This window comes from Bacillus sp. sid0103, from assembly GCF_019219025.1.
The window spans coordinates 24814-47616 of record NZ_JAHUWN010000023.1 but is presented as its reverse complement, the minus strand read 5'-3'; the positions used below and the strand labels follow the sequence as shown (position 1 = coordinate 47616).

Below are 22803 nucleotides of genomic sequence, written 5' to 3'. Positions count from 1 at the left end.
AACATCATGAAAAAACCTTTAATTGCAGATTTAAGTTTGCTCTTTGTTACAATTATTTGGGGTTCAACTTTTGTTTTAGTTCAAAATGCGATTGATTTCCTTGAACCATTTTCTTTTAATAGCATTCGCTTTCTTTCTGCTGCCATCATATTGGTTCTCTGCCTTGTCATTGTTGATAAAGAGCAGTTAAAAAAATTGAATGCTAAGTTACTGTTATCGGGTGTATTTATCGGATTTTGGCTTTTTCTTGGTTATGCTACCCAAACAATCGGTCTGTTATATACTACTTCTTCCAAAGCAGGATTTATTACGGGGCTAAACGTTGTTCTAGTTCCATTGTTTTCCATGATGTTATTAAAACAGTTTCCCACCAGAAATGCAGTATTAGGTGTGTTAACAGCGACAATCGGCTTATTCCTGCTGACAATGACTGATGTAACTGGATTGAATAGAGGAGATGGCTTCGTCTTCATTTGTGCCATCAGTTTTGCCCTTCAAATTATCTATACTGGTAAATTTAGCAATAAATATCCAACACTGCTGTTAACTGTTATCCAAATTACAACCGTGGCCATATTATCTATCATATCCTCGTTCCTTTTTGAAGATTGGAGGAAGTCAGTTGATCCCGAGATCCTACTCTCAAAAGATGTGCTGGTTGCTTTGGTAATCACGAGCATGTTTGCAACTGCGCTGGCGTTTTTAATTCAAACTAATTTTCAAAAGTATACTTCAGCCACAAGAGTAGCGTTAATTTTTGCGATGGAGCCCGTGTTTGCAGCGATTACCGGTTTTTATTGGGCAAATGAACGGCTTTCCTATAGTGCACTAATTGGCTGCTTCCTCATATTTGCAGGTATGATTTTCGCTGAACTCCCAACCAAAAAATTATCTTTCCTTAAAAAAAGTAAAGGTTTTGAAGATAATATCTCATAAAAAAACTCCCTTTGAAGGGAGTTTTTTCTTCATTATATTGCTAATATTTCCTTTTCTTTAACGAATCTAATGGCTTCTTTCCTGGTGTTTATTCTGTTAGAAATTAAGGTTTCCAGTAATGATACATAAAAACTGCCATCAAAACTTTTTTGTGCTTTTAATGTTAGTTCAATGGCTGTATTAATTATTTCATCAGAAGCGTTTGTATAGTGTTTCCCAAAGAAAATAAACCCAATTGCATCCTCCTGAAATTGAAAACCCTTTCCTTTCAAGTGATGCAAATAATCTTCGACTGTTCCCACCGACTTTGCCATCCCTCTCCCAACAAACTCTGAATATTCCTTTAAAATCTTAACTTAAATTTCAGGAATTTTCTATTCTTTTTTGTACACAGGTGACCAATGACTCCCACCAAAACACCTAAAATTGCCCCTCCGACAACCTCTTCGGGTTCATGGCCTAACATTTCTTTTAACTTTTTTGGAGAGTCCTGTTTAAATTCAACACTTTCTTCCTTGTGAATTTTTTCAATTAATTCATTCATTGAATTTACCTTTAATGTCAGTTCCCCAGTTTGTCTTCTTACACCTTGTGCATCATACATGACAATTAATCCATAGATGAGCGAAAGGGCAAAATCAAAGGTTGGCAGGCCGCGCTGCATCGCAATATAGGTTGTTAAAGTAGAAACCCCGGCTGAATGGGAACTTGGCATCCCGCCCGTACCAAAGAATAGTTCGGGGCGCCATTCTTTCTTTTTAAAAAAGTGAATGGGAATTTTTATCCCTTGTGCTAGTCCCATGCTGAAAAGTGCTAAATAAACACCTTTGTTCATCATATCACCCCTGTTACTATTGTTCGAAAGCCTGAGTTTTATTATTCCATCTGGAAATACTAAAAAAGTGGGAGGTGACGTAGATGATTAAAAATGGCCATTCGAATCGAGGCGTGAAAGCATCAGGGGTTAATCCTCAAGGATATGGTAAAGATGCAGAGTTTGCTGAGGAGCCGAAAAGTAAATTAGAAAATGCCGCTAAAAAGAAAAATACGAAATGATGCATAAACATGAAACTGGCTGCCAAGGGTATGCCAGCCAGTTTCATGTGTTTAAGTTAAAATTAGCAAGATACTGACAATAGGGAATTAACCGCCGGGCTACTTCAAATTCCCTATGTTTACACCCCGGCCTCCAATTAACTTCAAAGATCCATAACCTATATTGTTTATCTATTCCAACATCAATGCCCAGTTCATCAAAAGAATGAGCGTATAATGATTCAAAATGGCTAGAAAATGATAGCGCAAATTGCTCAAGAGCTAATTTAACTTGGTCAGACTCCTCATCAAATTCATGCAGCAGAAATGGCTCCAAGTCACCGCGATATCCACCGCTGCTTATATTACTTATCAATTTGCCGTCACCACTAATTCGAGGGTATATTAAATTGATTTCCCATAAACCGCTGCCATTTTTTTGGACATGCAAGCGAAAATCATAGGTTAATTCATTTTTTGTTTTACATTCAATAAAAGGCTGCAGCAAATATTTACGTTCGAGAATCAAGTCTGCAATCAGCGTTTCCAATTCCTTTTGGTGGAGTTTTGTAACATTCTGTCCGTCAGTTAATTGGTAAAATTGCTGGTCGTTCAGCTTTTCGATAAACAATACTTTTTTCCCTTGATTGCCACTTAAAGGCTTGATCACAGCTCGGGACTGTTCATCGAAAAACCTGATACATTCTGCCGGATTCCTTAATTTAGTAGAAGGAATGAGATATCTGGAGAATTGTTTCCCATGAAGAACTTTTTTATATACTTTGAGCTTATTTCCAACAGGATAACTTGTAAATAGTACATATTCCTTTAGTCTTTTCGAGATTTCATTTTGCTTTTTTGTTTTAGGGTTGCAACTGTTTATGATGACGGTTGGAAAGTCGACAACCGTTTGTGTCCATTCACCATCGATGTATTCCCATCCGTTAATTTTCAATCTTTTAAAATCCACATTATTGAAAGTAAAATAATAAAAAGGAATTCCTTCCATTTTGGCCACAGCAGCAAAAGGATAAGCTTTCCTAACCTCAGTCGGATTTTTTTGATAGTGAAGCATCCCGATTGACAACAACATCCTCACATCCTTATAGTGGCTCTAAGTAAAACTTGATTTCTTTCGCAGCTGTCAATGCTATCTCTTCGGCCTTTTCAGGTGTATCAGCTGAAGCAATTACATAAGCGTAACGATCACCTAGTGAATATGGCTTAGTCAATATCGCACCTTTCCTTGGTTTCACAAAAACCTCCTTAACACCGTCATAACTAGCTGCCTTAATTTTCCCGGTAACCTTAATAAGGCGGCCGCGCGAATTGATAGTAAGAAATTTAGCAAATACATGATTCCTTAGCGTTGGTTCTAGGTTTAGTTCTTCCCCTAAAAACAGCTTAAGTGTTTCTTTCACTAAGTTAATTCCAGTCCCCTCTTGAATAATTTTATTCATTGCTCCGCCTGACATTCTAGGATTTATCTCAATTAACTTCCACACTCCATTAATGAGCCTCATTTCTAAATGGCACGTGCCATTGACTAATCCAAGTGCTTGGATAATACTCGTAACCGCTAGATGTAAATCCTCGAATGCCTCATGCTCTAACACTGCTGGAAAACGATACCCCGTAATAATAAAACGTTCACCCGAAAGTATTTCCTGTTCAATGATAGCCACCATGGATATGTGCCCATCCTTCACGATAACTTCAATTAAATATTGCGTCCCAATTAGATATTCTTCTATCAATATGGGGCTAGTTGGAAATTTCTTATTTAAATAGTTTAATCCCTCCTTAAATTCAAGAGAAGTTTCAACTAGTAGTACATCCTTAGACCCATTGGAAACAGGTGACTTTAAGATAAGGGGTAAATAATAATAATATTCCTCTACACATTGCAAAATGGATTGTTCTCCATCATAGACCGTAAACCGAGGTGAAACCGGAAGCACTTTAAGTTGATCACGAAAAAGTGTCTTTTCCTCCATGGTTGCAAGAGCATCCGTGGATATTTGGTAAAGTCCTAACTCTGCTGAGATTCGTGCAGCAAAAGAGACAACCGGATCAATGAAACTAATGACCGCACAAATTTGTTTTTGAGCTTCTTCAAGTTCCTTAATTATGGAAAGTACTAGCTCCTTATCCATTAAATTTTCGACATAGACCATTCGATGAACTTCTTGGAATTCCTCTTGCTGTTTTACAAATTCACTTCTGTTTGTTAATAGAACCGTATAATAGCCCATTGCTGTTGAAATGTTGAGAGCTTCTCGGCTCGTTCCTGATTTATTACTTCCAATAAAGACAATGGTTTGCATACCAACCTACTTCCTCTTTTTTTTATTAGCTATTTCTTGAAGTTAACAAATATTTGCCATACCTAATTGGCGTAAGATACGTTTCTTTCCATGTGTCGAGTAATAAGGCTTCACGAAACGCAAACCTTAGGTCGCGTGCATTACATTCGATAAACATCGGAAAACCTTCGCCAGTAATCCCGATATCAAGACCCATATCTGCCAGGTTATTCATGTGATTTTCCAAATGTTGTGCAACCCTTAACGCTAAACGTTTCACGTCATCAACTACTTGTTTTTCATTAAGCCGCGGGAAGTTGCTTAGAATCTCATCTAGAGCAAAACAGGTACCGCCTCTGGCAACATTGGTAACGAAACTTCCTGTTTTTGCTACTTTCCCTACCATTCCTGTCACTTGCCATTCTCCCTCGCCATTGCGTTGAACGGATACGCGCAGGTCAAATGGATTTTTATAATATTCTGCTAGTGCAATTCTCTCCTGGATGATATATAAACCCCTATTTACCAAGGAATTTATTTTCAATGGCAGCTGTTTTGCAGGATAAATTTTCTCCAAATACGAGTCGTTATAAGGATAGGATAACAACCATTCTCCATCATTCAAGCGAGTTGCTTTCATGTTACGTTTTCCAAATGTCCCACTGCTTGGTTTGACCATTAACTCGCTATGTTTTTCCATCATATCGATCATATTATTCTGATTGAACTGAACCGTTTTTGGCAGATGTGGTTTCAGTTCTTCACTTTCCGCTAATATCTTATGGATTTTGAATTTCCCATGATGATTCCAATCATTAAAAATAATAATCCCTTCATCTTGTAATCTTTTAATCTGTATCTTGGCAGCCTTTGAACTTTGATAACCGCGATTATGAATCACCCATGGCTTTGGTATTATAGTATGTCGATACTTACCGTCAGAATCCATTACATAACCTATTGTCTGTTGTACTCCAGGTTGTAAATTCTCTAATCGCAAATAAATGGGAATGATATCATTTATTTTACCCGCTTCATCGTAAAAAGATAGAATTTGTGGATTCTTGCCATGAGTAAGTTCTCGATATAATTGCACGCTTAATAAAATTCCAATGTATTGTGGTTCCAATCTATTATCCCCGCCTTATGAAAAGGGTTTACGTTCAGGTAGCATGAATGAACTTCTTCTTATTATAAGATGCAAAATTTATATAACTGCAAAGACAAATACCCAATTTTATTTGAAACATTGAATAAATTAATGAATAGACTAACATACATTCATTGAAGAGGTGGTTTCCCATATGAGAAAAAAGCAAAAGGTGGCCATCATTACCCCAGGTTCATTCCCAATTCCCTCTCCTCTTTCAAGCTCGGTTGAAACGGTTGTTGAAATGCAAACAAATGCTCTTCAGACTGAAGTAGAATTCACCATATTTGGGAAGAAGACCAAAGAATTGCCCTCGTCCGAAAAACGTGGCAATATTTCTTATGTTCGGTTTATTTATCGAAGATGGACAAGGTACCTCGCAAAGGTCATTTCTTCCCTGTCTCAACTCAGACCCGATATCATTCAAATTGAAAATCGACCTAATTTTATTCCCCTCCTCAGAAAAAGGTTTCCAAAAACTAAGTTATGGTTATCACTCCACTCAACTAAATTTATTTCCTCTTCCCATATTGGAAAGGAAGAGTTAATTAATTGTTTAAAGCAAACTGATAAAATTATTGTTAATAGCCAATTTCTAAAAAAACATGTAATAAATCAAACAGGTTATGAGCCCGTTAAAATATTTGTTAATTATTTAGGAGTGGACACGAATCAATTTCAATCAAAGTGGGCAACAAATCAACCAAATGAAAATAAGGCTGCGAAGCTGCCATTGAATCTTGAAGGAAAGAGAATGATCTTATTTGTCGGACGATTAAGAAAGATAAAAGGTGTGGAAAAAATACTTCAGGCAATGCCATCGATTATCCAAGCGGTGCCTGACACCCTATTAGTCATTGCTGGCAGTGCGTTTTATGGATCCAATCGGAAGACGAATTATGTGGAGCATTTGTATAGGTTAGCTCAGAAATTTCCGGATCATGTCAGGTTTCTATCGTTTATTCCACATGCCGAGATACATGTATGGTTTAAAGCAGCCGATCTAGTACTAGTCCCCTCAATCGCAAATGAAGCATTTGGATTAGTGAATGTTGAAGCAATGGCATGCGGTGTCCCCGTTATTGCAACTAATATTGGGGGAATGCCAGAAGTAATTGAACATGGAAAAACGGGGTATTTGATTAATCCACAAAATCTAGAGGCAGAACTAACAAATTATGTTATTCAACTCTTAAACGATCCCGAAAAGGTACAACAGATGGGTCATAACTGTTTAGATAGAGTAAATGAAAATTTCACATGGGAGAAAAGTGCGCGCCGTCTGCTCCGATTGTATGAGCAAATAGTATCTTAAAAGGAATAGGACGTCCCTTTTATCACTAGGAGAAAAGGGACGTTCACTAACTATAAATATACTTTTTCTCTAAAAAACAGGCTCTTCCCAGATGCTTCACCATCAAGAATCTGAAACCCTTGAATTTGCACGGCATAAAACAGCGGTTGATTACGAATTTTCAAGTACGTATCGTAGTCTAGGGTCTTAAAACCTTTAAAGCTAGGATATATATTTGCTTCTAATATCCACGGAAAGCCATCTTCATCTAAGGCAATATCGATCCCGAATTCTGCAAAATGTCTATTTGTTTGGTCCATTATCCGGCAAAACCGTTGGCAAACCTTTAATATATTTCGATAAACCTGCGAATAGTTAAGAGGTTGCGTTAAATTCTTGATGACCGCTTCTAAAGACATAGCTATTCCGCCCCGGGCAATATTGGTTAAATCCTCATCTTCACGTGCTACCCTGCATTCGATTCCAGTACATTGCCATTTCCATTTGTTATATTTTTGCATAACCACTCTTACATCAACCGAGCAGTTGCGTACCTTTAATAACGGAATATATGTTTGATATAAATATTCTTGGTCTAGAATACCTATTTCGTTTAATAATTCTTGTAATCCTTTCAAATCCTTTCGTCTGTGTTGGACCTTAGAGTTATTTCGATAATCGTATAAACTGTAACCGTCCATATCATTATCAACTTCTAAGATGAAAATTCCACGACCTCTTGATAAGCTAACCGGCTTTAAGATAATCTTCTTTTTTTCTTTTAAGAAATCTATTAAACCTTCCACGTTGTTTAAAAGGAAGGTGGCCGGTAAATGCTGATTAATCTCTGGGTTGTTTTTTAATAAATATAGATCTGATTTTTTATAGTGGTATGAGTTAAATACATTATTATCGGTTAATTCAATTAGTTTCATGATATTTTCTTTGTTTTGATGGAAATTTCGACGGTAAATGGTAGAGGGGATAGGGGTAGAATCATAGCGCCATTGTTTTGTTTCCGGTTCATATACCATCCCATAGGCTATTTTCTTTTCCCAATCGACAGAACGAGGGGAAAAAGCGATGGTTACTCCTCCATAGCGATGATATTCTCCAAAACGATCCTTGAATTTCTCCATATATTTCAAATTATTGACCTGGTTTTTTTCACCTAATAATAAGCCGATTGTTGGTCCGATTATTGCCTTATTTTCAGCAAATTGGATCTGATAAACAAGGTCTGTTGGTAGATGCATGCTTTCAACTAAGGTGTGGGAAACAAACAGTTCAATTGGATTATGATAGGAATTGTATCCAAGCGGAATTGCGTCTTCGTAAGTGACAAAGTCGCACGGCTGTTCAATAACCCCCAATTTTACAACTTCAGGCATTTCTCTCCAGCGTTCTGTTATTCGGTCAGGTACCTTGATCATTATTTCATCATCTTGGAAAACTCTAAATTTTATCCATACATTTTCTTTTAAAGATCTTGAATTTCCAATAAAAGGGGGTATTTTATCACCTTGGAATGATTCTCCAATTTCCAGCGAGTTTGATTCCTGTTTTTCATTATTTTTAATCGAACTGAGGGCTTGAGCTAGTTCAACCGGCCATTTAAGGATTGTTTCAGCTAATTTTTCGTGACGACAATTTATGTCTTTAATTATATTAAGGACGGGAACCGTTGATTTTATTTGATATTCTCCATTTTTCATCATAGCAAATTGAAGACCAATTTCATAAATGGCAGGATAATAATAATGGAGAATATCTAAAATACGGTGGCATACTTCATAAAGAAAATCGATTGTTTCCTCTACCATTTGTTGATTTTCCGTAAAAAGCAAATACGCTTCCTCAAAGGTATAGATTTTATTTTTTTCCTTTGCATAAACAATGGGGGTAGTCCAGTGCTGATGACTGTCTTTTTGTCCTAAAACGAAAAAACTAAAAGATGGTTGAAGTTGAGGATCCACAATCCTAACAATATCTGTAAGGGCAGGATGTGTCGTCATTAATTCAATAAAAGGCTTTTTCTTAAGATTATTTTGTTCATTAATCAAAGTAACTCCTGTTTGCTTGGCCAGTTCAAAGATGGTTCGATTATATTTTTTTTGATGATAGATTTTGGGATTATACATGATTGAAGGAATTGAAACGAAGCCAGTTAAAACGATCTCTTCCCCTTCAATAATAAATGCTTGCCCCTTTCTCTCGTTCACTCGTAACTCATCTATATTAAAAAATAGTACATCAAGATTTAACTCTTCCCCAGTTTTGGCATAATGAAAGACAAAGGAGTCATCCTCTTCCAATTGCTTTTGTGCAAATCTCTTCCATTGACGTTTTGGTAAAATAATACCAATTGACGTTTCGTCCATAATACTGTCTCCTTCAATTATTTGAGTCTTTAATATCTTTTATTTCTTCCATTGTTCATAGAGTTCAGGCTCCAGATTGTTTACATGTTCTAAAAATGATGATAAAAGACCTATTTGTTTTAAGTCCATAAAAAGTCGTTTTGGGAACGACCTTTGAATTCTGAACGAATTTACATGATCGATAATTTTCAGGCTTCCCTCTTGATCAAAAAGGGTGTGGCGCAAAGAAAAATCAATCCGACTAAACTGTAACCTTTTCAGTTCAGTAATTAAATATAGGATTTCGCTTGTTAATGCTTCAGAAATAGTCTCAGATTTCTCAAGATATTCTTGTAACGAGGGTCCGTTAAGGTATTCCATAATAATATAATTTTCTCCTGTTTCATAAACCGCTGGAATAATTGTTGATTTATCACCAACTTGCTGTAAAACCAGCTTTTCTCGAAGACAATATATTTTTTTTGAGTATATCTTTACACAGTGGTCATCTGAGAGTTTAAACACTGCCCCTTGTAATCCTTTCCCAATCAGGGGATAGGTGGTTGGATTTTGTTGAACCCTAACAGGTTTCCCAGGCATAACAATAATTTTGGTAAAATCATTCACTTGCTTTTGCTCCTTTTTAAAGGCTCTGCTGTGATTTATGCAAAATTCACTCCTCTTTATGAGAATGGTATAAGAGCATCAATAAGTTCTTGTGCAGATTGAAACCGTTTCTTTTTATTTCTTTTTGTAGCTTTCCGAAGAACCTTTTGAAGATCTTGATTGGTAATCTGTTCGCACGCATGTTTTTTACGATAGGGTGCTTGACCAGTTAACAAGTACAAACATACACAAGCTGTACTATATAAATCAGAGCTGCGATTTAAGTTAGCGGTAAAGCAATTATTTTCTTTCTTAAGTTCTGCTGGTCGATACCATCTGGTTGCTCCCTTATGGCTTCCTCTAAATTCTCCGTACTGATTCATTCGAACAGCAGAGCCAAAATCAATAATTTTGACAGTTTCGGGGTCATGATTACTCATTAACACGTTATGTGGCGTAATATCACAATGGAGAATCCCATGCTGATGAATTACCTTTAATCCCTCAAGGATGCTAATGGTAATTTGGACTGCTATTTTTTGAGAATGGCTGATTCCCTTTTTAAAATGACCGAGCCTTTCCCCATTGTGATAGCTTAGAACAATATAGCCTGTTTGATTCTCAACATAAAAATCTAACCATGTGATGATATGTTTATGAACTGGTAAGCTTTTATGAATGCTGCTTTCCTGCTCTGCCTCGCTTTTCTTTTCCACCTTTTTTATTATTACCCTTTCGTTTTGGTCAGTTTGACCGATTAAAACAAGGCTCGTCGCACCTTTCCCTATAACTTGATCGTCTAGTGAATAGTTTACGAATTTTCGCACCTCCTTCGAATCTAAGTATGTGACCATGCTTTTTATATCTTATTACTATTAAGACAAGAATTCCTGTATGTTTAACCATAAAAAATGAGGTTGTCTCCAATGGACAACCTCATTTTTTATGAAACATTCACTTCATCTATTGGGAGAATGCGCTGCAATCCACGAAGCTCTAATTCCATTAACTTATTCATTGCTTTCTCTTTTTCAATACGTAGTCCTGCTTCATCCAAGGCACAACTTATTGGAACATCACATTTGATTTCTGCAAGCACTCTCGATAAATGGAGCATTTCTAAATCCTGCTCGATTTTTGTCTTATTGGATTTGGATAAGCGATCTAAATTCGAAATAATGCCTTCGACATGTTCATACTCCTGTAAGAGCTTAAGGGCTGTCTTTTCTCCTATTCCTCTCACACCAGGATAGTTATCACTTGTGTCCCCCATGAGGGCCTTTAAATCAATCATCTGCCTGGGCGTAATCCCTTTTTCTTCGAAAAAAGTTTCCGGGGTATGAACAAGGTAATTTCCATAGCCCTTTTTCAACAATATAACGGAAATACGATCATCAAGCAGCTGCAACATATCCTGGTCGCCCGTTAGGATTGATACATGGGCATAGTCCTTCGATTGATTGGCAATCGTTCCAATGCAATCATCGGCTTCGTATCCTGCTAGGCCAATATTGGGAATATCAAAAGAAGCAACAACCTCCTTAACTAAATCGAACTGCGGAATAAGTTCAACTGGAGCTTCTCCACGATTCCCTTTATAATCGGAAAATAATTCAGTGCGGAAGGTCTTGCTTCCCATATCCCAACAAACTGCAAGATGTGAGGGTTTAAAGGAATTCACTGCTGTAAATAAATGCTTAACAAATCCATGAATTCCATTGGTAGGCATTCCCTTTGAATTTATCATAAATTGTCCTGTAACTGCGGTAGCGTAAAAAGCACGGAATAACAAGGCCATTCCATCAACAAGCATCAGTGAAGGCTTTTGATTAGTCATTTTGGACCTCCTTAGTTGGTGTATGTTAAAAACAACACGTTTTCCATTATACCATAAGTTGACCCAAAAAATTATTCTATTTTATTATCCTCATAGGAGATCCAATCGCTAAAACTTCCAACATACAGCTTTACTTTCTCAAAACCTGCTTCTCGTAATGCCAAGAAATTTGGAGCGGCAGTAACCCCTGACCCACAGTAAACAATCATTTCCTTAGCTGGATCGAGGCTAACAAACCTTTGTTTTTGTTTCGCAACAGGTTTATAACGATTCTCATTTAACCCTTCCATCCATGGCTTATTGAGTGCTCCAGGAATATGCCCCGCTTTTTTATCAATTGGTTCCTCTATACCCAGATATCGTTTTTCTTCTCGTGAATCGATTAAGATTTTACTAATCGGTCGCTTTTCAACTACTTTCTTTACTTCATCAATAGAGGCAAGAATTTCTGACTGAATGCGGAAATGGAACTCAGTTTTTTCAAATACAGGTATTTCAGTTGAAACAGGATATTTTGCTTCTACCCATCCTTTAAATCCGCCATCAAGGACATATACATTTTCATGGCCAAGATATTGTAACAACCACCAAAAACGAGCAGCATACGCCCCTTCACCCTGATCATAGGCAACAACCAGTTTGTTTTCATCAATCCCAGCCTTCTCAAGTTTGGCAATGAATTCCTCAAGTACTGGCATAGGATGCCGGCCGCCATGGGATTGTTTCGGACTTGACAGGTCTCTTTCTAAATCAAAGAAAACTGCCCCAGGAAGATGACTCTGTAAATATTCCTGCTTCCCTTTTTCTGGTTCAGCTAACGAAAACCGGCAATCGACAATCCTGACATGACTCTCGTTTAAGGATTTCCATAACCATTCTTGGTCTTTAACATATTTCACGCAGCATCCTCCTCAATTTTTGTCTATAATTCTTGAGATTCAACCAACTGTTCCTGTATTTTCTTTAGAAATTCAATTGATATTCCACCGTCAAGGGCTGAAAGATGACTCAAATAAAAATCTATCACTTGTTCGTTCATTAGCTCTAATAAGTGCTTGAATTCCTTTGCAATCTCAGCACTATAATGAGTATTTAAACGTTTCGCTTCCGCCGCTAAATATTCCTCTGCAGGGATATTTAGGACTTGATAAAGTTCATCACTCATGAATTTCTTTTCATTTTTTTCGAAGAAAGTTTTTGGATTTTTAAAAAATGACATCGCTTTTGCAAATAATTGTTTATTTAGATTGACAAAGGCGTTTGGAAACTCGATTGTTTCTTTATGCTCCACTTCAAATGGTGAAAAGGAAAGGTCAGGATTGATTTCCTGTAGATTCCTGATGAGACCCGTTTGAAAATCAGCCAATTGTTTTTCAGTAAACCGCTCAATACGGACAGTCGTTGCTCTCATTTCTTGAGCAAAATCATACCCTAAACTTTCAAGAAAATCATCCAATGCCCCTTGTAACACCTTTTTCAAATTACGCCCATCATCCCTTAGTGCACTAGGATTAAATGCCTCTCGAAAGAAATCCCCAAAGCGCAAGAATACCCTTTGCTTAATGTAATAAACCAGTTCATTTGCTTCTTGCTGCAACCGGTTTTGTAAATTACCAACTGTTTGTTTTTTCAATACCTCTTGAATGAGTTGTTGCTGCTTTGTAATATTCTCACGTTTTTTCTCTTTTACAGATTGATCTTCCTTTGAACTTTGAATAAGATTTGAAATTAGGTCATCGATACGACCTAGTTCTTTTTTAGCTGAAGAAATAGCCATTTCCATTAATTCATTCGTAATGAATTGATAGAATGCCTGTTCAAACTTATTCATACCTGATTCTGCATTCCGACTAGGATTCATTTTTTCCTTTAATGCAAGCAAACTTGATACCGGATATAGATGAGGATTCCTGATCCCATATTTGGTAAGTTGATCCTCGACGTACTCCATAACTGTTTCTTTCTCTTCTTCACTCTCTGCCAGGTCAATAGCATTGATAATAAAGAACAATTTATCCATTTGAAAGGATTCTTTTACGCGCCCAAGTTGGATTAAAAATTCACGATCTGCTTTCGAAAAAGCATGATTGTAATAAGTAACAAAAAAACACGCATCTGAGTTTTTAATGTAATCAAAGGCTACCCCTGTATGACGGGCATTGATAGAATCCGCTCCAGGTGTATCAACTAGTGTGATACCTTTTCGGGTTAACTCACAATCATAGTAGAGTTCTATCCATTCCACATAGCAGGATTTTTCTTCTTTTGCCACAAACTCGCTAAAATCTGATAAATCAGTTTTGAGAACTGTTCCTAATGAATTCCCAAATGAAGCATAGCCCTTTATAAAGGCCTGTAAAAACGCAAAATGGGTTTTTTCCATAACCCCGCCATCATGCCCTTTTTGAAGCACGATCTGGTCAATTTGCTTGTATGCACCATCTAAATCAGCGGCCTGAAGGTCAAATACCTTAAGAGATCGATTAACATCCTCCAGCATGGCTTCTGGCTCTTTAAATTTAACAAGCACAGTGCCATGTGGGTGAATCTCAGTAACTGGTTTAATTTTATTAATTGCAGCAGTTGTTGGATTTGGTGATACAGGCAGCACCTTGTCTCCCATAAACGCATTGGCAAAGGAAGATTTACCTGCACTGAATGCACCAAATAATGCTACGGTAAATCCTTTGTTACCAAGTCTATCTGCTTTTTCCACTAATTCGGCAGCTAGCTTTTGAAATCCTGGAATGTCTTTGATTAATTTTGAAGTCAGATTGAGACGCTCTACTGTTTTCAGTAACTGGTCGTTCGATGAAATAACCTCTGTTTCCTTGATTTCAGCTAAATCCACCTTTTTGGTCTTAGCAATATTGGTTGAAGCAGGTCGGGTGTTAGTTGTATGCTGGGATTTGACCACTTCATATTCTTCTTCGTCCTGTTCAAAAAGATAATAAATATCATCTTGGATCACATCATCTCTTGTTAATAACTCTTCTATTTTTGTTTTTATCATATTCATTTTTTGCTCAGAGTTTTTTAACTCTGTTAAGGCATTAACATATCTATCCGTTCTGTTTAATTCCTGTTCATATTGCGAGATTAATATGGCTGTTCGTTCCTTTAATGCATTTAGGAACTCCTCTTTAAAAATAGTGAGTTCACGTCTTGCTATCTTTTTTATCTCATTAGCAACATCTTCCGTATAATGTAAGACATATTCTCCGGAAACTCGTGCCCCAGACTTTACCGCATCCGTTAGAAGGATTGTTGGAACTTCAATCGAATAAGACTGAGCCAAGCTTTGGAGTTCCCCTCCATCAAGACCTGTTTCTTTTAATGTGCGAAGCAAATATTCGCGTACATGCCATTCGAGTTGAGTTTTTGTTTTATCAAGGATATCTAGATGAAAATGTTCAAGCCTTAGCTTTTTCTCATCCATTGTCTTTTGCTTCGAAAATAAAAATCCCATTTTAAATTCAGGCTGACATGATTCTAAAAAACTCTCAGCTAACTCTCTCGTTTGAAATGGCATTAAGTATGCGTTTTTCAATATTTGCGAGATTTGATGATCAAATTCCTTCTCTGTTCCTGCTACTCCTTCTTTTAAAGTCTTGAGATTTCCTTCCACTTCATTTGCAGCAGTAGACAATTTACTTCTCTCATCCTCAGATAATTCATTCAAGATTGCAATCGCAGGCGCAAGATCATCCTCGTCTAATTTACTTCTTTGATTAATATGATCCTGGGTAATTTTCTTAATGGAATGAAAAATTGATGGTACTAATAATTCGTCTTTAGCGGCCAACTTTTCAGCAATAAATCGTTGAAGTTCGTTAAATTCATTAAAGGGATGTGTCTCATGCTTCAATGATGTATAAAAAATCCTTGCTGGTTTTACTCCCCATGTTGCGAACGAATCTAACACGCTGTTTTGAAAATCCTGAAAACTTAACTCTTCATCATTGTGTTTATCAATTTGATTAATGACTAAGTAAATTTCTTTTCCAGCTTCAGTTAATTCCTTTGTAAATAAAAAATTCAACTCAGCTTGGACATGGTTGTAATCCATCACATAAAGAATTAAATCTGCTAAATGGATTGCCGATTCCGTTGCTATTCGATGCGCATCGTCAGCCGAATCAATTCCAGGAGTATCCATAATGACGGTATGATCAGGCAGACCCGTATCACTGTGACTTATTTCAATTTCTTCTATTTGGTCGCCATCCTTACAATAATTCTTTACTAAATCATAATCATATGGAGCTAAATAAAGGCGGGGTGTTTCATTTTTGAAGAAGACTTTTGCGTAATCCTCCCCTGATTTTACCTTCACCAAGTTTGCACTGGTCGGAATCGGACTCGATGGAAGTAATTTATCACCGATTAGTTGGTTAATCATCGTAGATTTCCCTGCAGAAAAATGGCCGCAAAAGGCAATCAGGAACTCCCTGTTCTCTAGCTTATTGGCTAATTGTTTCATTTTTTGGGATTGCTCTAAATCTCCTTGATCAAGCAAATATTCATATATGGAAACGATTTTCGTTTTAAGTGTTTGGATAGCTACTTCTTGGTTTGCTGTTTTCACCATTTATTTAATTCCCCTTAACAACTTTGTAATATTTTTTATTTTAAACGATAATTCAAACTTTTCCTATCCTGACACTTATTTTCCTTAAAACAAATTTTTCCCAAAACGACAAAAAAGCCAAGGTGTACAACCTTGGCTCAAAGATAGCTATAAATTTTATTTTCAATGGGTAACGTTCTTTAAGACATGCTTCATGACAAATGCATAAATAAGAACCGTTCCGCCAACTAAAGCAAAAGTCATATGTAACACCTTCCTTGTCAGTGTTGTTGAGAATGATTTTCATTGTTAATCAAAGTTTATCATAGGTGATAATCATTTTCAATATCCTTTTAAAATTGTCACACTTTTTTTACAACTTTAGGGAGAAAGCGATTATATTCCTGAAAAGTCCCTTCATATTCGGTCAGCTCCTTGAGTGCTTTCTCCTCCTCCGGGATGCGAATCATAAGGATGATTGCATTTAGGATGGTAAAGACACCAGCCGTAAAATACAAATCATACAGTAAAGGAACGACAACTAGTTCAATCGTGACAACAAAATAATTGGGGTGTTTAATAAAACGGTATGGCCCTTTTTGTATAATCTTTGCATTTTTTAAGACAATAATCTTCGTGTTCCAATATCTCCCAAGCGAGGTTATCACCCAAATCCGAATGATTTGCGCCATCAGGAAAACTGATAAAAGAATCGGCCATAAATGAGAAAGTCCATGATCCCAATTAACCTTTTCGGTAATGAGACAAATAAAAAACAGAACATGAATCAGCACCATATATCGATAATGACTTACCCCAAATTCAATAGCACCCTGACGCTTCATCCATTTCTCATTGCTTTTCGCGATTCCAAGTTCTACCATCCGTTGTAGAACAATAAACCCAATAATGATTGGGAATACAAAATTCCCGTCCATTTACACCCACCTCAGTAAATGTAGTTCTGAACTAAATCCCGGTCCTAGAGCGGTCCCGAGACCCATCGACCCTCTAGGAATATCTTTCTCCATGTAACGCTTCAGTACAAAAAATATCGTCGCTGATGACATATTTCCAAACTGTTTAAGCACATCAAGTGAAACCTCTGTCATCGATGGAGGGATTTCTAATGATTTTACATAAGCATCTAACACCTTTTTTCCGCCAGGGTGTGCAACAAAATAGTCTATGGTTTCAAGGTTCACTTTATTTTCTTCTAAAAACTCACTTACATTCGGCTTCAGCCAATTTTCAATTATTTGAGGAATATCTCGTGAAAATACTACGTATAAACCGTTATTCTTAATATCCCAGCCCATCACATCTAAGGAGTTTGGCATTAGTGTAGACTGGGTTGCCATAATGGCAGGTGAAGTTTTCTTCTTCCTGTATTCGGAATAATTTGAATCATCCCCGCACATTAATGCACAGGCAATCCCATCTGCAAACAAGGAAGTACCGATGAAATTACTTTTCGAAAGATCATTGCGCTGAAATGTTAAACTACAAAGTTCCACCGAGAGGACAAGGACTTTTGCTTTAGGAAAAGCAAGGCAATATTCGTAAGCCCTTGAAAGCCCAGCAGCACCACCAGCACAACCAAGCCCCCAAATAGGTACCCTCTTTGTGTGAGGCTGGAACGGGAGCAGGTTCATAATTCTCGCTTCAATGCTTGGGGTAGCAATCCCGGTGGTTGAAATAAAAAAAATGGCGTCAATGTCTTGGCAGGGAATATTTCTTGTTAAGAAATCATTATTATTCAGGCATTTCACGATGGCTTCTTTTCCAAACTCCACTGCTGATTCCATATACGCATTATTTTTTTCTTCAAAGGTTTTATCTTCTTTAAACCAATCAATATTTTTTACAAAATGCCTTTTTTCTATCTGGCCATTTTGAAAAGCACGCAATAGTCTTTCAATATCCTTAAAAGAATCAGAGAAAAGTTCTCGTGCAAACTCTGCGGCTTGATCTTGGTTAATGGTAAATGGGGGCGAAACCTCTGCAACTGAAATAATCGTTGGCATGTTGTTTTCTCCTTCTAGATATGTAAGGGTATTTTTTCCAGTTCGAAGGTTTTTATGCAGGAAGGTTAGAAGACAAAAAAAGCTCCCCTCTAAGTGAGAAACCTAAGTTTCTTGAAAAAGGGAAGCAAACGTTTTGAAGGTTGTTGCTGTGCTCTTAAATTATATAATGGATGCTAATTTCGTTCATTAGCTAATGATTTCCAGTTTCAAATTTTTTAGTAAAAATCAAGAAAGCGGTTTATTTTTTATCAGGTTGTGTTTGAACCTCTATCTTAATTTTATTTTTTACTAACGTACCGCAAATTTTACAAATTTCAACTTTATCATACAGAAGCCGGCATCGATCACAATAATATTTTTCCACAAAGACACACTCTTTTCTGGAGGAAAATATGATTTATTACCATCATATTTTCAAACCCCTAAAGTGTGACGATTACCTCCTAAAAAGTTGTTTTCTAATGAGTAGGAAGGATTAATCAATTACTTTTATCACAGAGATAGTGTAATAGTTCACATTTTATTCACAAATACACCCTGGTAGTTGTGATATAAATCACTGTTACATCAATTTTATAATATTAACATAGTAGATACCTAAGGAAAGAACAATTTGTGAACTGTGGAATTTGTTATTTTTTCACCACTATTGTTTTGTATTATGAAAGAGAACTAATCATTAATTTTAATACTCTGAAGGGAGTGCAGGAGGATGGCGAAAGCGGAACTTAACACAAGCAAAAAAGCAGAAATTGAAGACAGCTCTTCTCTTAAAGGGACATTAGCGTCCGTTTTCTTTTTGGGAGCCTTTATTGTTGTCACTTGGGTAAGTGTCTATTACTTATTCGTAGAACGTTTCTAATGATTGAAGGGGGAAAAGATTATGCACATGCATAAATTCGAAAAAATTTGGCTATCATTCGGAATTGGTGCGTTGGTAGTTTTCTTAACAGTTGTAGGTGTAAGCGCATTCTATCTTGGCAACAAACCGCCAAGTTGTTTAACTACCATAAATGTCGATAAAGTTGATCAAACGAAACCATTTGATAAGCCTGGATTACATAAAGTTGATGGGAAAGATTGGGACTATGAGTTAGTATATGTTGCTTCCGCCTTCTCCTATAATCCTGTAAAAGTGGAAGTTCCACTAGGAGCAAAGGTGAAAGTTATTGCGACAACAAAAGACGTTGTCCATGGCTTTGAGGTTGCTGGAACAAATATTAACATGATGCTTGAACCTGGCTATGTCAGTGAATATACTACAACATTAGATAAGACAGGCGAATATTTAATTGTTTGTAATGAATATTGTGGTGCTGGACACCATCTAATGAGTTCGATGATCGAGGTGAAAAAATAATGGTTAACTCAACAGTTGCAAAAGTAAAAGTGGACCCGCGTGATGCAAAGCTTTCCATGGCACACTTTTTTGTCGCCTTCGCTGCTCTTGCTCTAGGAGGTTTAATGGGGCTTTTACAAACCCTTGTCCGTTCCGGTAAATGGGAACTTCCATGGGGGATTGATTATTACCAAATCTTAACCGTCCATGGTGTGTTAATGGGATTGGTTTTAACGACATTTTTTATTATGGGATTTCAATATGCTGCCGTAAGCAGAACTACTGGCGGTCATTCAAATACTGCACGCCGTGCTGGCTGGATTGGTTTTTGGATCATGTTAGCAGGAACCATAATGGCGGCAACCATGGTTTTACTGAAGGAAGCTTCCGTTCTTTATACTTTTTATGCACCACTTAAAGCACATTGGATTTTTTACTTAGGGTTAACTTTTGTTGTGATCGGAAGCTGGATTGATGGTTCGGCCCAAATCATGACTTATGCAAAATGGCGGAAAAACAACCCAGGACAGCCTAGTCCATTATTGAGTTTTATGGCTGTAATAAATACAGTTATGTGGATTATTGCTACGCTTGGTGTTGCAGCAACGGTATTATTCCAATTACTCCCTTGGTCGTTAGGATTTGTTGATACTGTTGATGTATTAGTAAGCCGGACTTTATTTTGGTATTTTGGTCATCCACTTGTTTATTTCTGGTTGTTACCTGCCTATATGTGCTGGTATGCGATTATCCCTAAAATTATCGGCGGAAAAATTTTCTCAGATTCACTAGCTCGTTTGTCCTTTATTTTGTTCCTGCTCTTTTCGATTCCGGTTGGTTTCCACCACCAGTTAACTGAACCAGGTATTGATCCTGCCTGGAAGTTCTTACAGGTTATCTTAACATTCATGGTTATTATTCCATCATTAATGACGGCCTTCTCGTTATTTGCTACATTTGAAAGATATGGACGTTCAAAAGGTGCAAAAGGGCTTTTTGGCTGGTTTAAAGTCCTTCCTTGGAATGATGCTCGATTTACCGTCCCATTCATCGGTATGGCTTCATTTATCCCTGCTGGAGCAGGAGGTATCATTAATGCATCCAACCAAATGGACCAAGTAGTTCATAATACCATTTGGGTTACAGGTCACTTCCATTTAACGGCTGCAACATCTGTTGTTTTAACGTTCTTTGGAATTTCTTATTGGCTTGTTCCACATTTAACTGGCCGCAAATTAACAAAGGCTATGAATAAATTAGGGATTATCCAGGCATGGGTATGGTTTATCGGAATGGCCTTCATGTCCGGTGCAATGCACTTCCAAGGTCTTCTAGGCGGACCTAGACGTTCAGCTTTCTCTACTTATGGCGGTGCCAAGCAAGCAGCAGAATGGATTCCTTATCAGATTGCTCAGGCAGTTGGTGGATCCATTTTGTTCTTAGGAATAATTCTTGTGCTTATCATTTTCATTAATCTTGCTTTCTTTGCTCCTAAAGGGGAAGAGGAATTCCCTGTTGCAGTAGCTGAGAATCTTGAAGAAAAGGCACCAATGGTATTTGAAAACTGGAAATTATGGCTAGGGATTGCTGCAGCCCTTATTCTTTTCGCTTACACGATTCCATTTATCGATATTATCCAAAATTCACCTCCAGGCTCAAAAGGATTCCAAACTTGGAGTAAATGATTGTAGATGTTATAAGGAAAAGACTTCAATCTCATCGATTGAAGCCTTTTTTTGTATCATTTCCCTGCTTTATTTAAGGAATAAACCTTTCCAAACTTCTCATATAAATAGTCAATTAAATATTGGGGATTTAGGCCTTCTCCTGTGACATCCTGTAAGATTTCAAGCGGTTTCTTCATTTTTCCGTACTGATGGATTTTTTCTGTCAGCCATTCTTTTATTGGCAAAAGGTTACCTTCCTCAACTAATTGATTGAAATTTGGAAAATCTTCGAGCATTTTATGCTTAAATTGGGCTGCATACATATAACCTAAGGCATAGGATGGAAAATACCCAAAGCTGCCCCCTGCCCAATGCACATCTTGAAGGACACCCATTGCATCGTTTTCTGGACGAATGCCTAAATATTTTTCATATTTATCATTCCAAATTGTTGGTAAGTCTTTCACATCAATTTCATCATTAAATAACCCTTTTTCAATTTCATAACGGATAATAATATGGAGCACGTATGTTAATTCATCCGCTTCAATTCGAATAAACGATGGTTTTGATTCATTAATCGCGCGATAAAAATCTTTAATTTCTACTTCATCAAATTGTCCAGTTGCATATTCTTTCAGAAGTTGGTAATTATGTTTCCAAAACGAAAAGCTCCGTCCTAGAATATTCTCATAAAAAAGGGACTGTGATTCATGAATCCCCATCGAGGTTCCCGAGCAAAGTGGTGTTCCAATTAAGTCCGTTGAAATATTTTGTTCATATAAGGCGTGACCGCCCTCATGAATCGTACCAAATACGGCGGTTCGGAAGTCGTTTTCATTATAATTTGTGGTAACACGGACATCGCCAGGGTTTAATCCAGTTGCAAAGGGATGAACAGTTTCATCCAGTCTGCCTGCTTTGAGATTATAGCCCATTTTTTCGAGGATTTTCAAACTTAATTCCCGTTGTTTTTCTTTTGGAATCCTTTTAAACAAAAAGTCCGTTTTAGGCTTGTGTGTAGACTCTGAAACTTGTTTAACCAAAGGTACTATTTTCTCTCTTAGTTCCCCAAATACTTGATCTAATACTTTCATTGTCATGCCTGGTTCGTACATATCTAATAACACATCATATTTATTCTGTTCATGCCCCCAATAGCTAACGAAGCTTTTTGTCTTTTCAACCAGTTTTTCTAAGTACGGACTAAACAGGGAAAAATCCGACTTTTCCTTTGCTTCCTCCCAAACACTTTCAGCCTTAGATTGGAGAATAACAAACTCTTTATATTCTTCAGCGGGGATCTTTTTATTTCGTTCATATTCTTTTTTGCATTCCTCGAGGATTTTCTTAGCTTTTTCAGCGAGTGGCTGTTTTGATAAATTTGCTATAAAAGCGGCCATTTCCTCGGAGGTAGACATTTTAAATACTTCGGATGAAAGCAATCCAATTACTTCGGATCGTTGTTCCACCCCTTGTTTTGGTGCTCCTGTTCTTAAATCCCAATAAATTAATCCTAATGCTTCATTGTACGCAGACATTTTTTTAACATATTCCAAAAACTCTTTTTCTAATAGTCCCATATTCATCTCGTTCCCCCCTACTCATCATCATTAAATTTTAGCACATTATTCAGAAAAATAGGTAAATGTCGGTTCGCAAGTGATAAAATGTAC

20 protein-coding genes are annotated in these 22803 nt (G+C 37.0%); 6 read left to right on the top strand and 14 right to left on the bottom strand.

Annotated elements, in window-relative coordinates; translation table 11 throughout:
* The first annotated feature begins 6 nt into the window (after window positions 1–6).
* On the top strand, window positions 7–936 hold the full coding sequence (locus KW850_RS22655; protein WP_218350026.1) for a DMT family transporter: 930 nt from the start codon (window positions 7–9) through the stop codon (window positions 934–936).
* 32 nt (window positions 937–968) lie between these two features.
* Here KW850_RS22655 and KW850_RS22650 read toward each other — a convergent pair whose 3' ends face one another.
* Both KW850_RS22650 and KW850_RS22645 read right to left on the bottom strand, forming a co-directional pair.
* Window positions 969–1250 carry a DUF6123 family protein gene (locus KW850_RS22650; RefSeq protein ID WP_218350025.1) on the bottom strand — a complete coding sequence of 94 codons (282 nt, stop codon included), beginning with the start codon at window positions 1248–1250 and terminating at the stop codon, window positions 969–971.
* Between the two features lie 29 nt (window positions 1251–1279).
* Complete coding sequence (locus KW850_RS22645; RefSeq protein ID WP_218350024.1) at window positions 1280–1771, bottom strand: divergent PAP2 family protein; 492 nt, start codon at window positions 1769–1771, stop codon at window positions 1280–1282.
* 83 nt (window positions 1772–1854) lie between these two features.
* Here KW850_RS22645 and sspL point away from each other — a divergent pair, with 83 nt between their 5' ends.
* Entirely contained in the window at window positions 1855–1992 is a 138-nt protein-coding gene (gene sspL / locus KW850_RS22640; protein ID WP_218350023.1) for a small, acid-soluble spore protein L, read from the top strand.
* 43 nt (window positions 1993–2035) lie between these two features.
* On the opposite strand, the gene KW850_RS22635 is transcribed toward sspL, so the two are convergent.
* Genes KW850_RS22635 through KW850_RS22625 form a run of 3 tightly spaced genes read right to left on the bottom strand, consistent with a single transcriptional unit; the run spans window position 2036 to window position 5406 of the window.
* The gene (locus KW850_RS22635) at window positions 2036–3064 is read right to left on the bottom strand and encodes a YheC/YheD family protein (RefSeq protein ID WP_218350022.1); all 1029 of its coding nucleotides are present in this window, start codon (window positions 3062–3064) and stop codon (window positions 2036–2038) included.
* 10 nt (window positions 3065–3074) lie between these two features.
* Window positions 3075–4298, bottom strand: a complete 1224-nt coding sequence (locus tag KW850_RS22630) for an ATP-grasp domain-containing protein (protein ID WP_218350021.1) — start codon at window positions 4296–4298, stop codon at window positions 3075–3077.
* A 25-nt stretch (window positions 4299–4323) separates the two neighbouring features.
* A complete protein-coding gene (locus KW850_RS22625) occupies window positions 4324–5406 on the bottom strand; it encodes a YheC/YheD family protein (RefSeq protein ID WP_218350020.1) in 1083 nt (360 codons plus the stop codon).
* Window positions 5407–5581: 175 nt separating this feature from the next.
* On the opposite strand from KW850_RS22625, the gene KW850_RS22620 reads away from it, so the two are divergent.
* Window positions 5582–6742, top strand: a complete 1161-nt coding sequence (locus tag KW850_RS22620; RefSeq protein ID WP_218350019.1) for a glycosyltransferase family 4 protein — start codon at window positions 5582–5584, stop codon at window positions 6740–6742.
* A 50-nt stretch (window positions 6743–6792) separates the two neighbouring features.
* On the opposite strand, the gene KW850_RS22615 is transcribed toward KW850_RS22620, so the two are convergent.
* The 8 genes from KW850_RS22615 to KW850_RS22580 all read right to left on the bottom strand — a co-directional run bounded on the left by KW850_RS22615 (window position 6793) and on the right by KW850_RS22580 (window position 18121).
* A complete protein-coding gene (locus KW850_RS22615; protein ID WP_218350018.1) occupies window positions 6793–9102 on the bottom strand; it encodes a YheC/YheD family endospore coat-associated protein in 2310 nt (769 codons plus the stop codon).
* A gap of 39 nt (window positions 9103–9141) precedes the next feature.
* Entirely contained in the window at window positions 9142–9708 is a 567-nt protein-coding gene (locus tag KW850_RS22610) for a hypothetical protein (protein WP_218350017.1), read from the bottom strand.
* A gap of 56 nt (window positions 9709–9764) precedes the next feature.
* The gene (locus tag KW850_RS22605) at window positions 9765–10514 is read right to left on the bottom strand and encodes a protein kinase domain-containing protein (RefSeq protein ID WP_218350016.1); all 750 of its coding nucleotides are present in this window, start codon (window positions 10512–10514) and stop codon (window positions 9765–9767) included.
* A 116-nt stretch (window positions 10515–10630) separates the two neighbouring features.
* On the bottom strand, window positions 10631–11524 hold the full coding sequence (locus tag KW850_RS22600) for a 5'-3' exonuclease (RefSeq protein ID WP_218350015.1): 894 nt from the start codon (window positions 11522–11524) through the stop codon (window positions 10631–10633).
* A 71-nt stretch (window positions 11525–11595) separates the two neighbouring features.
* Complete coding sequence (locus tag KW850_RS22595) at window positions 11596–12423, bottom strand: sulfurtransferase (RefSeq protein WP_218350014.1); 828 nt, start codon at window positions 12421–12423, stop codon at window positions 11596–11598.
* A 23-nt stretch (window positions 12424–12446) separates the two neighbouring features.
* Window positions 12447–16115, bottom strand: coding sequence for a dynamin family protein (locus KW850_RS22590; protein ID WP_218350013.1), 3669 nt, complete (start codon window positions 16113–16115; stop codon window positions 12447–12449).
* A gap of 341 nt (window positions 16116–16456) precedes the next feature.
* Window positions 16457–17032 (bottom strand): isoprenylcysteine carboxyl methyltransferase family protein, encoded by a 576-nt coding sequence (locus KW850_RS22585; protein WP_218350012.1) that lies wholly within the window; start codon window positions 17030–17032, stop codon window positions 16457–16459.
* Window positions 17033–18121, bottom strand: a complete 1089-nt coding sequence (locus KW850_RS22580; RefSeq protein WP_218350011.1) for a type III polyketide synthase — start codon at window positions 18119–18121, stop codon at window positions 17033–17035.
* Window positions 18122–18833: 712 nt separating this feature from the next.
* Here KW850_RS22580 and KW850_RS22575 point away from each other — a divergent pair.
* From KW850_RS22575 to KW850_RS22565, 3 genes are read left to right on the top strand one after another with little or no spacing between them, the layout of a single operon-like run.
* Complete coding sequence (locus tag KW850_RS22575; RefSeq protein ID WP_218350010.1) at window positions 18834–18983, top strand: cytochrome c oxidase subunit 2A; 150 nt, start codon at window positions 18834–18836, stop codon at window positions 18981–18983.
* Between the two features lie 21 nt (window positions 18984–19004).
* The gene (locus KW850_RS22570; protein WP_218350009.1) at window positions 19005–19481 is read left to right on the top strand and encodes a cytochrome c oxidase subunit II; all 477 of its coding nucleotides are present in this window, start codon (window positions 19005–19007) and stop codon (window positions 19479–19481) included.
* On the top strand, window positions 19481–21145 hold the full coding sequence (locus KW850_RS22565) for a b(o/a)3-type cytochrome-c oxidase subunit 1 (protein WP_218350008.1): 1665 nt from the start codon (window positions 19481–19483) through the stop codon (window positions 21143–21145). Before KW850_RS22570 ends, KW850_RS22565 begins: the two co-directional genes overlap by 1 nt.
* Window positions 21146–21201: 56 nt before the next feature.
* Here KW850_RS22565 and KW850_RS22560 read toward each other — a convergent pair whose 3' ends face one another.
* Window positions 21202–22716, bottom strand: a complete 1515-nt coding sequence (locus KW850_RS22560; RefSeq protein WP_218350007.1) for a carboxypeptidase M32 — start codon at window positions 22714–22716, stop codon at window positions 21202–21204.
* Between the last annotated feature and the right edge of the window lie 87 nt (window positions 22717–22803).

Bases quoted from the DNA above. Each gene is read 5' to 3' on its own strand.
- KW850_RS22570 (WP_218350009.1), top strand. From the start codon at position 19,005: ATGCACATGCATAAATTCGAAAAAATTTGGCTATCATTCGGAATTGGT.
- KW850_RS22600 (WP_218350015.1), bottom strand. From the start codon at position 11,524: ATGACTAATCAAAAGCCTTCACTGATGCTTGTTGATGGAATGGCCTTG.
- KW850_RS22630 (WP_218350021.1), bottom strand. From the start codon at position 4,298: ATGCAAACCATTGTCTTTATTGGAAGTAATAAATCAGGAACGAGCCGA.
- KW850_RS22560 (WP_218350007.1), bottom strand. From the start codon at position 22,716: ATGAATATGGGACTATTAGAAAAAGAGTTTTTGGAATATGTTAAAAAA.
- KW850_RS22615 (WP_218350018.1), bottom strand. From the start codon at position 9,102: ATGGACGAAACGTCAATTGGTATTATTTTACCAAAACGTCAATGGAAG.
- KW850_RS22645 (WP_218350024.1), bottom strand. From the start codon at position 1,771: ATGAACAAAGGTGTTTATTTAGCACTTTTCAGCATGGGACTAGCACAA.
- KW850_RS22580 (WP_218350011.1), bottom strand. From the start codon at position 18,121: ATGCCAACGATTATTTCAGTTGCAGAGGTTTCGCCCCCATTTACCATT.
- KW850_RS22565 (WP_218350008.1), top strand. From the start codon at position 19,481: ATGGTTAACTCAACAGTTGCAAAAGTAAAAGTGGACCCGCGTGATGCA.
- KW850_RS22590 (WP_218350013.1), bottom strand. From the start codon at position 16,115: ATGGTGAAAACAGCAAACCAAGAAGTAGCTATCCAAACACTTAAAACG.
- sspL (WP_218350023.1), top strand. From the start codon at position 1,855: ATGATTAAAAATGGCCATTCGAATCGAGGCGTGAAAGCATCAGGGGTT.
- KW850_RS22620 (WP_218350019.1), top strand. From the start codon at position 5,582: ATGAGAAAAAAGCAAAAGGTGGCCATCATTACCCCAGGTTCATTCCCA.
- KW850_RS22635 (WP_218350022.1), bottom strand. From the start codon at position 3,064: ATGTTGTTGTCAATCGGGATGCTTCACTATCAAAAAAATCCGACTGAG.
- KW850_RS22575 (WP_218350010.1), top strand. From the start codon at position 18,834: ATGGCGAAAGCGGAACTTAACACAAGCAAAAAAGCAGAAATTGAAGAC.
- KW850_RS22585 (WP_218350012.1), bottom strand. From the start codon at position 17,032: ATGGACGGGAATTTTGTATTCCCAATCATTATTGGGTTTATTGTTCTA.
- KW850_RS22655 (WP_218350026.1), top strand. From the start codon at position 7: ATGAAAAAACCTTTAATTGCAGATTTAAGTTTGCTCTTTGTTACAATT.
- KW850_RS22650 (WP_218350025.1), bottom strand. From the start codon at position 1,250: ATGGCAAAGTCGGTGGGAACAGTCGAAGATTATTTGCATCACTTGAAA.